12 protein-coding genes are annotated in these 12,853 nt (G+C 73.4%); 4 read left to right on the top strand and 8 right to left on the bottom strand.

The features are described from left to right. The first annotated feature begins 30 nt into the window (after positions 1-30). On the top strand, positions 31-1,083 hold the full coding sequence (locus ACLQ2W_RS10175; protein WP_425786199.1) for a fatty acid desaturase family protein: 1,053 nt from the start codon (positions 31-33) through the stop codon (positions 1,081-1,083). A 211-nt stretch (positions 1,084-1,294) separates the two neighbouring features. Then, a complete protein-coding gene (locus ACLQ2W_RS10170) occupies positions 1,295-2,446 on the top strand; it encodes an FHA domain-containing protein (RefSeq protein ID WP_425786198.1) in 1,152 nt (383 codons plus the stop codon). Between the two features lie 61 nt (positions 2,447-2,507). Here ACLQ2W_RS10170 and rocD read toward each other — a convergent pair whose 3' ends face one another. The 6 genes from rocD to ACLQ2W_RS10140 form a co-directional block, all read right to left on the bottom strand. Further along, positions 2,508-3,722, bottom strand: coding sequence for an ornithine--oxo-acid transaminase (gene rocD / locus ACLQ2W_RS10165; RefSeq protein WP_425786477.1), 1,215 nt, complete (start codon positions 3,720-3,722; stop codon positions 2,508-2,510). Continuing rightward, positions 3,722-4,537 (bottom strand): dimethylargininase, encoded by an 816-nt coding sequence (ddaH, locus tag ACLQ2W_RS10160; RefSeq protein ID WP_281938580.1) that lies wholly within the window; start codon positions 4,535-4,537, stop codon positions 3,722-3,724. Before ddaH ends, rocD begins: the two co-directional genes overlap by 1 nt. Before the next feature lie 588 nt (positions 4,538-5,125). After that, positions 5,126-6,052 carry a thrombospondin gene (locus tag ACLQ2W_RS10155; protein ID WP_425786197.1) on the bottom strand — a complete coding sequence of 309 codons (927 nt, stop codon included), beginning with the start codon at positions 6,050-6,052 and terminating at the stop codon, positions 5,126-5,128. A gap of 150 nt (positions 6,053-6,202) precedes the next feature. After that, positions 6,203-7,654, bottom strand: a complete 1,452-nt coding sequence (locus tag ACLQ2W_RS10150; RefSeq protein WP_425786196.1) for an RICIN domain-containing protein — start codon at positions 7,652-7,654, stop codon at positions 6,203-6,205. A gap of 5 nt (positions 7,655-7,659) precedes the next feature. Next, positions 7,660-8,397: a cellulose binding domain-containing protein gene (locus tag ACLQ2W_RS10145; protein WP_425786195.1), complete on the bottom strand. Its 738-nt coding sequence runs from the start codon at positions 8,395-8,397 to the stop codon at positions 7,660-7,662. Between the two features lie 264 nt (positions 8,398-8,661). Beyond that, complete coding sequence (locus tag ACLQ2W_RS10140; protein ID WP_425786194.1) at positions 8,662-8,955, bottom strand: hypothetical protein; 294 nt, start codon at positions 8,953-8,955, stop codon at positions 8,662-8,664. Between the two features lie 102 nt (positions 8,956-9,057). Here ACLQ2W_RS10140 and ACLQ2W_RS10135 point away from each other — a divergent pair, with 102 nt between their 5' ends. Together ACLQ2W_RS10135 and ACLQ2W_RS10130 are read left to right on the top strand one after the other, a co-directional pair. Continuing rightward, positions 9,058-9,561 carry a hypothetical protein gene (locus tag ACLQ2W_RS10135; RefSeq protein WP_425786193.1) on the top strand — a complete coding sequence of 168 codons (504 nt, stop codon included), beginning with the start codon at positions 9,058-9,060 and terminating at the stop codon, positions 9,559-9,561. A 25-nt stretch (positions 9,562-9,586) separates the two neighbouring features. After that, positions 9,587-10,396, top strand: a complete 810-nt coding sequence (locus tag ACLQ2W_RS10130) for an Fpg/Nei family DNA glycosylase (RefSeq protein ID WP_425786192.1) — start codon at positions 9,587-9,589, stop codon at positions 10,394-10,396. 89 nt (positions 10,397-10,485) lie between these two features. On the opposite strand, the gene ACLQ2W_RS10125 is transcribed toward ACLQ2W_RS10130, so the two are convergent. Then, on the bottom strand, positions 10,486-11,433 hold the full coding sequence (locus tag ACLQ2W_RS10125; RefSeq protein WP_425786191.1) for an aminoglycoside phosphotransferase family protein: 948 nt from the start codon (positions 11,431-11,433) through the stop codon (positions 10,486-10,488). Next, on the bottom strand, positions 11,430-12,851 hold the full coding sequence (locus ACLQ2W_RS10120) for a WGR domain-containing protein (protein WP_425786190.1): 1,422 nt from the start codon (positions 12,849-12,851) through the stop codon (positions 11,430-11,432). Before ACLQ2W_RS10120 ends, ACLQ2W_RS10125 begins: the two co-directional genes overlap by 4 nt. Between the last annotated feature and the right edge of the window lie 2 nt (positions 12,852-12,853).

Genomic DNA, 12,853 nt, shown 5'->3' with positions numbered 1-12,853 from the left:
TGTGGCCCACGGCAAGCGGGGGGATCGCGGATGACGACTTCGACGGTGGTGGCACCGGAGGGCCGGCGGGGCAGCGACTACGCGCGGCTGTCCCGCCGGGTCGCCGAGGCCGGGTTGTTCGACAGGCGGCCGGGCCGGTACGCGGTCCGCATCGCGCTCACCCTGGGCGCGTTCCTGGCCGGCTGGGCGGTGGTGGCGGTCGTCGGCGACTCCTGGTGGCAACTGCCGCTGGCGGTCGTCATGGCGGTGGCCACCACCCAGGTGGCGTTCCTCGGGCACGACGCCGGGCACCGGCAGATGTTCCGTCGGCGCGGGCCCAGCGAGGTGGCCGGTCTGGTCGCCGGCAACCTCGCCGTGGGGCTCAGCTACGGCTGGTGGGTGGACAAGCACAACCGGCACCACGCCAACCCGAACCACGCCGACGAGGACCCGGACGTCGGCGCGGGCGCGTTGGTCTGGACGTACGAGCAGGCGCAGGCGACCCGGGGACTGAGCCGGTGGCTGGCCCGGCGGCAGGCGTGGCTGTTCTTCCCGATGCTGCTGCTGGAGGGGCTGGCGCTGCACGTGGCGAGCGTCCGGGCGCTGGCCGGTCGGCAGCCGGACGGCCGGTGGCGCGTCCCGGTGCGGCACCGGGCCGTGGAGGCGACGCTGCTCGCGGCGCACACCGCCGGCTACGTCGGCCTGCTGCTGGCGGTGATGTCACCGGGCAAGGCGCTGCTCTTCGCCGCCGTGCACCAGGGACTCTGGGGGCTCTACATGGGGTGCGCGTTCGCCCCGAACCACAAGGGCATGCCGATGCCCACCGCCGACGACGACCTCGACTACCTGCGCAAGCAGGTGCTCACCGCCCGCAACGTGCGCGGCGGCCGGTTCGTCGACCTGGCGCTGGGCGGCCTCAACCACCAGATCGAGCACCACCTGTTCCCGAACCTGCCGCGCGCCAACCTGCGCCGGGCCCGCCCGCTGGTCCGGGCGTACTGCGCCGAGCAGGGCATCCCGTACGCGGAGGCCGGGCTGGTCGAGTCGTACCGGCAGGGGTTGGCGCACCTGCACGACGTGGGGCGACCGTTGCGCGCGGGCTGAGCCGGGCGGGCCGGGCAGGGGCGTCGAGGGGGTGTCCCCGCCCGGCCCGGCCGGTGGCGTGCGCCGCTTCCGGCGTGCGGGGGAACGCCGCCTGCGGACGCGGCCGGTAGGGTCGTCGCAGTGGTGGGACGGCGCGTCGCCTGGGTGACGCGCGGCCCGGTGGGCGACCGGCCCCGACCGGGTCAAGCGACGACATGGTGCGGAGCGCGGCATGAGATTCGAGATCAGCAAGGTGCTGGACGCCATCGAGGGACGGGTCTGCACCGACCCGTTGCTGGCGCGGGCCGTGGTCGACCTGGCCGAGGTGATCCGCTGGCAGAACCTGGACGGCGGGCGTCCGGCCAGCCTGCTGCGGCTCGGGATGGTGATCGACGCGTTGTCCCGGCAGATCGGCGAGGACAGCGTCCAGGTCTACGCGATCGTGCACCGGGCGCTGCTGTCCGACGCCGACCTGACCTCCAACGAGCGGATGGTGGTCCGCCGCTGGGCCGACGACGGCCTGGTGGAGGTGCTCGACCAGCCCGGCGACCGGATGCTGGAGGTGGCCGACCTGCTCGGTCTGCCGGTGCTCACCCGCGCCCGGCTGGACGGGCTCGTCGGCCGGTACCCGTGGGTCGGCCAGGCCGGCCGGGTGCTCGCGCCGGTGCCCGGCGCCGGCGGGCCGGTCTTCATCGCGCACGTCGGCGGCGGCCAGGATCCGGTCACCGGCACCCGCTCACCGGCCGGCGTCAAGCTGCTCTCCCGGCAGTGGCGCTGCCCCGAGCCGGGCTGCGCGCTGTTCGGCGGCGGCGGGGGCGGCGGCGCCTTCGCCGACCTGGCCGCGATCGACCGGACCCCGTCCGAGCAGCCGCCGCCCACGTTGCGCACCGGCGCGCCGACCTGCCCCCGGCACGGCAGCCGCCTCTCCGACGCCGGGCAGCGCCCGCGCAGCGAGGTGCTGGCGGTGCGGATCGGCGGGCTGGTGCGGAAGCGGTTCGTGCTCACCGAGGCCGAGCCGGTGGCGGTCGGCCGGGCCCCGGACGGCCCGGGCGGCGTGACGCTCGGCCAGTGGCTCAACGACGAGGCCCGCCGCTGGATCAGCCGCAGCCACGTCCGGTTCGACCTGGGGCGCGGCGGCGAGGTGGTGGTCACCGACACCAGCACCAACGGCTCCGGCATCCGGCCGGCCGGGTCGATGGTCGAGACGGAGCGGATCCCGCTGCCGCCCCAGCAGTCCCGGGCGTTGGGCGAGGGCGACCTGATCGAGCTCTACCCGGGCGTGCAGATCGGGCGGGCCGCCGAGACGGCCAGCGACGCGACGTACACGCCGAACTCGGTGATGGCCGAGGCGCCGACCATGGCGATGCGGCTGCCGCGTCCCTGACCCACGAGCGCGAAGGGCGCCGGGACCGTCGTGGTCCCGGCGCCCTTTCTCGCGTACGCCGTCAGCCGGCCAGCACGGCGGCGAGCTGCGCCACCGCGTGGTCGATCTCGTCGGCGGTGATCACCAGCGGCGGGGCGAGCCGGATGGTCGAGCCGTGGGTGTCCTTGGCCAGCACCCCGCGCTCCATCAGCCGCTCGCACGCCTGCCGGCCGCTCATCAGCGCCGGGTCGATGTCGACGCCGGCCCAGAGACCGCGCACCCGGACGGCGACCAGACCCTTGCCGAGCAGCGCCTCCAGGCCGGCCTTCAGCCGCTCGCCCAGCTCGGCCGAGCGACGCTGGAACTCGCCGGTGGCGAGCAGCCGGACCACCTCGGTGGCGACCGCGCAGGCCAGCGGGTTGCCGCCGAACGTGGAGCCGTGCTGACCCGGCTGGAGCACGCCCAGCACGTCGGCGTTCGCGGCCACCGCCGAGACCGGCACGATGCCGCCGCCGAGCGCCTTGCCCAGCAGGTACATGTCCGGGACGACGCCCTCCAGGTCGCAGGCGAACGTGGTGCCGGTGCGCCCCAGCCCGGACTGGATCTCGTCGGCGATGAACAGCACGTTCCGCTCGGTGCAGACCTCGCGTACGCCGGGCAGGTAGCCCTCCGGCGGCACCACGACGCCCTGCTCGCCCTGGATCGGCTCCAGCAGCACGGCCACCGTGTTCTCGTCGATCGCGGCGGTCAGCGCGGCCAGGTCGCCGTAGGGGACCACGGTGAAGCCCGGCGTGTACGGCCCGAAGTCGGCCCGCGCGTCCTCGTCGGTGGAGAAGCTGACGATGGTGGTCGTCCGGCCGTGGAAGTTGCCCTCCGCCACCACGATGTTGGCCTGGCCCGGCGTGACGCCCTTGACCTGGTAGCCCCACTTGCGGGCGACCTTGATGCCGGTCTCCACCGCCTCGGCGCCGGTGTTCATCGGCAGCACCAGCTCCTTGCCGCAGAGCGCGGCCAGCTCCCGGCAGAAGTCGGCGAACTGGTCGTGGATGAACGCGCGGCTGGTCAGCGTGAGCCGGTCGAGCTGGGCGTGCGCCGCCTCGATCAGCTTCGGGTGCCGGTGGCCGAAGTTCAGCGCCGAGTAGCCGGCCAGGCAGTCCAGGTAGCGGCGGCCGTCCACGTCGGTGAGCCAGGTGCCCTCCGCCGAGGAGATCACCACGGGCAGCGGGTGGTAGTTGTGCGCCGTGTGGCGCTCCGCGTCCCGGACCGCGGAGGGTGTCCGCAGCATGTCGTCGATGATCACTTGATCGCCTTTCCCTGACGGAGTCGCAACGTGCAGCACTTCGGTCCGCCGCCGGCCTTGCGAAGCTCGGACAGGTCGATCCCGATGGTCTCGTAACCCCGGTCGCGCAGCTTCGCGGCCAGGTCGGTGGCCTGCGCCGGCAGCACCACGTGCCGGCCGTCGCTGACCGCGTTCAGGCCCAGCACCTCGGCGTCGGCCATGGTCGCGTGGATCGCGTCCGGGAAGAGCCGGCGCAGCACCGCCTGGCTGCCCGGCGAGAACGCCTCCGGCAGGTACGCCACGGTCCGCTCGTCGAGCACGGTCAGCGCGGTGTCCAGGTGGTAGAAGCGGGCGTCCACCAACTGCATGGTGACCACCGGGTAGCCGAAGACCTCCTGGAGCTGCGCGTGCGACGCGTGCGCGGTGCGGAAGCCGGTGCCGGCGAGCAGGTGGTCGCCGACCAGCAGGACGTCGCCCTCGCCCTCGTTGAGGTGCTTCGGGTCGTACATCTCGAAGCCGGCGGCCTCGAACCAGGCCCGGTACGCGGGCGCCTCGTCGGCGCGCTGCGGGTCGCGGAACTGCACCGCCATGGCCTTGTCGTCGATCACGGTGCCGCCGTTGGCCGCGAACACCATGTCCGGCAGGCCGGCGACCGGGTCGATCAGCTCGACCTCGTGCCCCAGGTCGAGGTACGTCTGGTGGAGCTGCTCCCACTGCCGGATCGCCAGGTCGGCGTCGACCGGGGCGGTGGGGTCCATCCACGGGTTGATCGCGTAGTCGACGGCGAAGTACGTCGGCCGGCACATCAGGAAGCGCTGGCGGGTAACGTCCATCGTCATGTGGTGCTCCCAGGGTCGGGCGCGCCCGGCCACGGTCGGCCCACGGGCTGGCGCCGTGACTCAACCGTATGCGGCCCGGTGCGTCGACTTCCACCGCGATACCGTGCGTCGAGCAGCTAATCGTTGCGTCTAAGGGCTCTTCATCGGCCGATTGTTGCGTCCACGCACTCCGTGGCCGTCCGGTTCCCTCGCCGCCGCTCAGCGTCGGACGCCTCCGGTTTACCGCCATCACGGCGACCTGACGTCGCTCGACGCGCCTTTCCACCCTCCTCGCGCCCCGGCATCCCGCCACTCCCACCATCAGGAAAGACAGTTCCACCCGTCGAGATCCGCGGAGATCTTGGAAGGTTGCGGCCCCTCTGGGGGCCATTCCGTACCAAGATCTCGGGGCGCTCGGGGCGCTCGGGGCGCTCGGGGCGCTCGGGGCGCTCGGGGCGCTCGGGGCGGGAAAACACTTCGGGGGGCGGCGAATCGCCGCCCCCCGAAAGGGTGTTGCCCTGCCGGTGAACCACCGGAGCTGCCCGGTGAACCACCGGAGCTTTGTCGGGCTGCCGGTCGCTGCCGGCGAGTGGAACAGTGCCCTCAGAATCGATCGACAAACTGTGAATCAAGCCACTCGCGGAACCGGCCCACCCACTCGCCGTCCGTGGTCGGCCAGTCGAACTGGCCGGTCATCGCCACGATGCCGAGCACCACGGCGGCCAGGCCGACCATGATGCCGATCAGCGCGTCGGTCTTCCCGGCCACGTGCCGGCGTCGGGTGGCGATCATGCCCAGCACCGCGAGCACCGCGCCGACCGCGCCGAGCCCGATGCCGTAGCCGGCCAGCGTGCCGGACAGCACGAAGAGCGCGCCGACCACGGACACGATCAGACCGAGCGTCGCGAGCAGGCTGGCCCGCGGCTTCTTCGTCAGCTCCGGGTCGACCTCCCGGTCGGGGCGGCCGTCGCCATCCAGGTCGACGGGACGGTCCGGGCGACCGTCCCGGTCCAGGTCGACGGCACGATCCGGGCGACCGTCGCCGTCCACGTCGACGGCACGGTCCGGGCGGCCGTCCCCGTTCAGGTCGACGGTCTGCTCCCGGGCGGGTTCCGGGTCGACGGTCCGCGTGCTCCGACCCGACGGCCGGCTGGTCGCGGCCCGGGCCGCGGCGGCCCGCTGCGCCGCCCGCCGCTCCGCCTCACCGGTGCGGGGCGCGGTCTCGACGCGCGCCGCGTCGGTGACCGGTCCGGTGCCGGTGACCGTTCCGGTGCCCGGTCCGGCGTCGCCGGCCGGCCTCGGGTCGGCGACCGGTCCGGCGTCGGCGGCCCGCTCCGCCTCGGTGGCGGTCGCGCCGCTGCGGTACGTGGTCCGCACCGCGTCCCGGTCGGTCACCACCGGCCGGTCGGCCGTTCCGTCCACGGCCGGGGTGCCGTCGGCGGCGGGGGCCCCGTCGCGGGCGTCCACGACCCCGTCGCCGTTCACATCGGTACTACGCGCCGGAGAGTTCCGGCGGGACAGGATGTTCACGTTGGTACCTCCTGATGCAGGCGCGGAGGCCGCGCATGACAGTACGGAGGTACCCAGACGTGCGGAAGTCGACACCCGGTGACGGAACCGGGCCCGCCCGGCCGGCGTCCGGTCGGCGGGGACGGGCCCGGCTCCGTCACGAGGACGTCATCAGGACTGGGTACGTGACCACTGCTGGTTGGTGCCCCCGCCGCAGGTGAGCTGCTGGACGTCCGCACCGTCGCCGGTGCCGGCGTTGACCACGTCCAGGCACTTGCCGCTGTGCCGGGCCCGGAGCTGGAACCAACTGCCGGTCGCGGCCCACTGCCACTGCTGGTTCGCGCCCCCGCCGCAGGTGTACTGGATGATGTTCGCGCCGTCGGCGGTGGACGCGTCGGCGACGTCCAGACACTTGCCGCTGTTGGCGTTCACCAGGCGGAACCAGCCGCCGCCGGCGTCCTGGAAATCCCACCGCTGGTTCCCGCCGCCGTTCCACGCCCACTGCTTGACCTCGGCGTTGTTCGCGGTGGAGTTGCCGATCACGTCCAGCACCCGACCGCTGTGCCGGGCGGTGACGCGGTACGAGACCGGCGTGTCACCGGTGACCGTCCCCGCGGCCGCGTCGACGGTGACCGACGGGTACCAGGTCAGGCTCATGCTGGTGCTGGTCGGGAACGAGATCGGCAGCCACACGTACTGCGAGTCGTTGACCGGCCCGCCCCACGCCCCCGCCCACCGGTCACCCAGGTAGAGGTAGCTGGTGGTGGCGGTGCCCTGGATCGGCAGCACGAAGGCCGGCTGGGAGCTGAACGTGGTGCCGTTGCCCACGTCGGTCCAGCCGCTCCACGGCCCCGAGATGCTCGACGCGGTGGCGTACCGGGCCTGGTTCGGGCTCCAGCCCGTCGCGGCGGAGGTCAGCAGGAAGTAGGTGCCGCCCCGCTTGAACATCGCGGGTGCCTCGCGGGTCGCGCCGGGCCAGAAGTTGCCCACCAGGCCCGCGACGTTGAGATAGTCCGACGTGAGCCGGTAGATGTTCAGGTCGCGGTTCTCGTTGGCCGCCGAGATCATGTAAGCGGTGCCGTTGTCGTTGTAGAGCGTGATGTCCCGGGACATGTGCTGCCCGAGCGGCCGGAAACTGCCGTGGTACGTGTAGGCGCCGTCCACCGTGGCCGACGACGCGACGGCGGCCCGGGCCTCGCCGTAGTCGGAGCCGTTCTCCTTGTGCATCCACATCACGAACCGGCCGGTGCCGGCGTTGTAGATGACCTTCGGCCGTTCGATGTTGGCCCGCTGGAGTTCGGCCGCCGACGACTGGGTCAGCACGTTGTTGCGGAACTCCCAGGTGCGCAGGTCCGTGGAGCGGTAGACGGAGACCGCCCGGAACGTGTTGTCCGGGTTCCGGTTCTCGCCGAACCAGTAGTAGTAGTTGTCGACCTTGAGGACGCCGCCGCCGTGGGCGTGCACCACGGCGCCGCTCGTGTCGGTGAACTGCGTGCCGTTGGTGACCGTCACCGGCGCCGCCAGCGCGCCCGTGGCCGGCCCGACCATCATCGCGAGGGCCACGACCAGCGCCGTCCCGGCCGCCAGCAGGCGTCCGATCGATCCGTCCGTGGGGGACCGCATGCCGGTCACCGACCGCAGACCGGCGTGAAGCCGCTGGACCAGCCGCTGACGGCCACCATCAGCCCGAACGTCGTCGAGGCGCCCGGCGCCAGCGTCTCGTTCCAGGAGGCGTTGCGGACCGTCACGTTCTGGCCGGCGCTCTCGGCCACCCCGCCCCAGGTCGACTGGATGCGCTCGTCGCCGGACCACCGCCACGAGACCAACCAGCCGCGCGTCGGCGCGGTCCCGGTGTTGCGCACGGTGACCGTGGCGATGAAGCCGCCGTACCACCTGCTGTCGATGGTGGCGGTCGCGGCGCACGTCGACGTCGACGTGGTCCGTGCCGGCCCGCCGATGAGGTACGGATCGCGCGTGCCGTGGGTGTCGCTGAACCGGAACCAGTAGTCGGTGTCCGGGGTCAGCCCGCTGACGGTAACCGTCCCGTACCGCTCCGGCCCGGTAACGGCCTCGGCCACCGGATTGCGCCACCCGGTGGCGTCCTCGCGGCTGGTGAAGAGGCTGACGACCATCGGCGGGTCGTAGCCGCAGGGCGGGCTGAGCAGCATCGAGTAGCTGACGGTGAGGCTGGTGGCGGTGGTGCCGGTCACCTGGCCGCTGACCGGTAGCGCCGGCGGGCACACCAGTGTCGGAGTGGGCGCGGGTGTCGTCATGACGCTGGCGGGCGACCGGGCGGCGCCGGTCGAGGCGGCCAGGCCGGTCAGGGTGAGGGCGGCGGCCAGAGCCGCGCCGAGGGTACGGATCATCTGCGCTCCTGAGCTGAGCTGCGGGCCCCGCGGCGCGATCGGCGGTGGTGGCGTTCAACCGCCCCGGTGGCGCAACGGCGGCACGGCGGACTGCCGGAGAGGACTGCCCGGCGCCGGGTGGCGCACCACCCCGCGCGTCACTCTCCTGCTGGATCGAGCGGCTCGCCCCGGCTCCCGAGCGCGAACGCAGTCAGTCTGGCATTCGACGAACGTCGATTCAATGACGTCCCGTGCCGTGGTCACCCGGCTGGCGGGCGGCGCGGACTAGTCGGGCGCGATGCCGTGGGAGCGCAGAATCTGGCGTACGCGCTCACGCGTGTAACCGGTGACACGCACGATGTCGACCTGGCGCATGCCGCCCCGGGACGCCTCCACGATGGCGGTGGCGAGTTGGTCGCGTGCCTCGGTGACCTTCTCCCGATCCTCCGCCGCGCGCTGGGCGGAGGCGGCGGCGGTCGCCTGCGCCATGTGAAACGCGCGCACCGCATCCGCCAGTCGGTTGGCCATGCCACAGATGATCTCATCGGCCAAATATTGCGTAGTTTTCGCGATCAGCACTTGGCCAACCACTAACACGGAAGACTACTTGATGAGGCCAAACAAAAGCTGCTAGTTTGGCATCGAGTCGGGCGACCACAGCCACCCACGAGGAGGCGACCCGTGAGCAACCTACCCACCCTGCCCGAGTGCGGAGCACCGGCGACCGTGCGGATCGAGCTGTACACGACAGGGTCGCTGGACGCCTGCGCGTACACCTGCGCGGCGCACACCCCGCAGGCCACCGCCGCGATCGGCGGTGCCGGGCTGGACGCGTACCCGACCGGTCTGGGGCCCGGGGTGTCGCGGCCCTGCGGGCACGTGTTCGTCTATCCGACCGGTACCCTCGCCGCCCCGGACGACCTGGCCCACCCACGGTGGTGCGACCGGGACCGCTGCCGGCTCCGCGGCCGACACTGTTCTCGCGCCCGCCGGGTGGACACCAACCGCTCGGAGTCGTCAGTCGTCGAGGTCGGGCTGGTGCGGGCGCTGCATCCCGCCGCCCGGACGATGGTGAGCCTGAGCGGCGCGGCCTCCGCCGTGGTGTTGTCGACCGGGCAGGCGCGGGTGCTGCGGTACCGCCTGGCCCACCTGCTCGACCTGGCGGCGGTCAGCCGGCAGGGGTGAGAACCGCTGACTACCCTTGGCACCTGTGCCAGAGGGACACTCCATCCACCGACTCGCCGCGCGCCACGCCGAGTTGTTCGCCGGCGACAAGGTGCACGCCGACAGCCCGCAGGGGCGCTTCGCCGAGGGCGCGGCCCGGCTCACCGGCACCGTCCTGGACGGCACCGAGGCGTACGGCAAGCACCTGCTGCACCACTACGCCGGCGAGTTGACGCTGCACGTGCACCTCGGGCTGTACGGCAGGTTCGCCGACGGGCCGGGGGAGCCGCCGGCCCCGGTCGGCCAGCTCCGGCTGCGCCTGCACAGCGACCGCAACTGGTTGGAGCTGCGCGGCCCCGCCGCCTGCGAGCTGCTCACCCCGCCCGAGGTGGCGGCGCTGCGCGGCCGGCTCGGCCCGGACCCGCTGCGCGCCGACGCCGACCCGGACCGGGCGTACGCGCGGATCCGGCGCAGCCCCACCCCGCTCGCCGCGCTGCTGCTGGACCAGTCCGTGGTGGCCGGCACCGGGCTGATCTTCGTGACCGAGGCGCTGTTCCGCGCCGGGCTGCCGCCGCTGCTGCCCGGACGGGAGCTGACGCCGGCCGGCTGGGCGGAACTCTGGGCGGACCTGGTGATGCTGATGACCCGTGCGGTCGGGCGCGGCCGGATCGACACCGTGCGCGACGCGGACCTGCCGGAGGCGACCGGCCGGGCGCCGCGCGTCGACCGGCACGGCGGCGAGGTGTACGTCTACCGCCGCCCGGGCGCGCCCTGCCACGTCTGCGGCACCCCGGTGAGCCGGGGCACGCTGGCCGGTCGCAACCTCTACTGGTGCCCCACCTGCCAGGCCGGCTGAGCTGCCGCACGACGCCGGCTCGCCGCCCCGGCCGGCAGGTGGCTTCTCGGGTGACGTCGCCGGCCCGGCCCGGCCGGCGGGTGGGCGGGTCACATCTCGTCGAGCAGCCAGCGGGCCGTCTCGACGTTGCCGGGGAAGACCTGGTCACCGCCGACGCTCCAGGCCAGCGTCTGGCCGATCGCCCAGCCGCGGACCCGGGCCCGGTCCAGGCCCAGCTCGGTGCTGAGCCGGTCGAGCCGGTGCCGCACCGCCGCCGGTGAGTGCCCCAGCTCGGCGCCCCGGACCAGCGGCACGACCGCGAACTCCCGCTCGCCGACAAGTGGCTTCGGGTCGATGACCAGCCACGGCTCGCGGTCGGCCGCCAGCACGTTGCCGGCGTGCAGATCCTGGTTGACCAGCACCTGTTCGCCCTGGTCCGGAGCCAGCTCGGCGAGCAGGCCGAGGGCGGCGTCGAGCAGCCGCCGCTCGTACGGCCGGTTGGTCCGTCGCCAGTTGGCCGGCATCCGCTCGGCCCAGCCGGCCGCCTCCTCGGCGAGCGGCGTGAACGGCGGGCCGGCCGGCACCGCGAGCCGGGGCAGCAGGCCGACCGCGGCGTCGAGCGCCTCGTCGAGCGCCAGCGTGTGCAGCGGTACGCCCGGGTCGCAGCGCTCGACCAGCAGCGCGCGGCGGTCGGCGTCGTGGGCGAGCAGCCGGATCGCGCCCCGGCCCGCCCAGTGCGCCAGCGCGGTGCCCTCGTGGACGCTGTCGTCGTCCGGGTACTGAAGTTTCAGCACCGCCCGCGTGCCGTCCGGCAGCTCGGCCGGCAGGGCCAGCGAGGCGAACGCGTAGGCGAACGGCGGCCCGACGGCCGTCAGCTCCCATTGCGCCTCGCACTCCGTCAACCGGTCCGGCAGCTCCGCCAGCCAGGCCCGCCCGAGCGGCGTCCGCTCGGTCCACCGCAACCCTTCCGGGATCTCCCACCGCATCCGGCCATCCTGGCCGAGCGCGGTGATCGGCGCCGACCCGACCCGGTGCGTCGGGGCCGCGGTCACGGTCACCGCAGCCGCCGGATGTCGCCGTACGCCCGGTAGAAGCCACCCCGGCCGGACTCGCGGACCTCGCTGACCAGGTAGCGGGCGCCGGGCTCCCGGATGCCCTTGGGGAACTGGACCGACCAGTCCCGCTGGTAGCCGTCGGAGAGGACGTGGACCCGCAGCCGGCCGCCGTGCTCGACGCACTGCACCACCACGCCGTCCCGAGCGTCGGTGGTGACCTCGACCGTGGCCCAGGCGGCCGGCTCGGGCAGCCGGGCCGGTGCCTTGACGTCCACCACCTCGGGCACGTCGCCGGCCTCGGCCGCCCGGATCGCCGCCTCGTCCGCGTCGATGCAGGCCAGGTGGCCGCTGGTGGTCACCACGTAGAGCCGCTGGTCGTGATACTGCATGGAGTACGCCGAGCCGCAGCCGGTGCCGAGCTTCCACAGCCGGTTGCCGGCCTCGTCGAAGCAGTAGATCGAGGAGGCGCTGTCTCCGGCGAAGACGTACCGGCCGTCCTCGGCGGTGGCGCAGGAGAAGACCGCGGCGTCACAGCGGTACGTCCGCTCGGCCCGGCCGTCCTTGCGCAGTCGCACCACCTCCCGGGTGCCGGTGCCGGCGAACACCGTGTCGCGCTCCTGCCAACCGAAGAGCACCGCGCCGGTACGGGTGTGCCACAGCTCCCGCCCGGTGCGCCAGTCGTAGCCGGTGACCCCCTGCGAGTGGCCGTGGTAGAGCGCGTCGGCGTCGCAGCGCACCATCCAGGCGGACCGGCCACGCCCGGCCCGGCGCCAGAGGAACTCGTCCTCGTGGTCGAACGCGGCGACGCCGCCCTCGCGGTCGGAGACGCCGAGGACGCCGTCGTGGATGTCCAGCCAGTAGATGTCGATCTCCGGTGCGATCGCGTACGCCGCCCGGGGCACCTTGCCGGACAGGTCGTAGACGTTGCCGTCGTCGCAGCCGGCGTAGACCCAGGCGTCGTCGGCGACGATGCACTTCACGCCGTCGGGGAGCCGGACCTGGTTCACCATCCGGGCGTCGTGGTCCAGCGTGGTGATCACGCCGTGCTCGTTGCCGACCATGCAGTGCCGCCCGTCCACGAAGATGCCGAAGGCGGGCGCGCCCGAGGCGTACCGCCAGAGGACCGGGGCGGTGCGGGCGGTGGAGCGGGTGCTCACGATCTCCCGGCGGGAGACCGGCCGCTTCCGGCGCACGCCGGGCACTGCCGGGGCGTAGCCCTTGCGGATCTTCTCGCCGATCTTCTTCGCCGCGGCGGCCCGGGCCCGGGTGTTGTCCGGAAAAGCGTTGGTCTTCACCTGCCCCTGGTCCCCGATCCGCCCGTAGCGGACCGTCAGCACGGTGTCGTCGACCACCACCTCGTAGAACTTGTGGGCCGCACCATCCACTTCGGACAGTTCGAGGTAAGTCGTCTCCGGCGACAAGG

Origin of the sequence: Micromonospora sp. DT227, from assembly GCF_049841835.1 — a bacterium.
GTDB lineage: Bacteria > Actinomycetota > Actinomycetes > Mycobacteriales > Micromonosporaceae > Micromonospora.
The sequence above is the reverse complement of the archived record's forward strand: the minus strand, read 5'-3'. Positions and strand labels throughout refer to the sequence as shown.

Bases quoted from the DNA above. Each gene is read 5' to 3' on its own strand.
- ddaH (WP_281938580.1), bottom strand. From the start codon at position 4,537: ATGGACGTTACCCGCCAGCGCTTCCTGATGTGCCGGCCGACGTACTTC.
- ACLQ2W_RS10170 (WP_425786198.1), top strand. From the start codon at position 1,295: ATGAGATTCGAGATCAGCAAGGTGCTGGACGCCATCGAGGGACGGGTC.
- ACLQ2W_RS10145 (WP_425786195.1), bottom strand. From the start codon at position 8,397: ATGATCCGTACCCTCGGCGCGGCTCTGGCCGCCGCCCTCACCCTGACC.
- ACLQ2W_RS10150 (WP_425786196.1), bottom strand. From the start codon at position 7,654: ATGCGGTCCCCCACGGACGGATCGATCGGACGCCTGCTGGCGGCCGGG.
- ACLQ2W_RS10175 (WP_425786199.1), top strand. From the start codon at position 31: ATGACGACTTCGACGGTGGTGGCACCGGAGGGCCGGCGGGGCAGCGAC.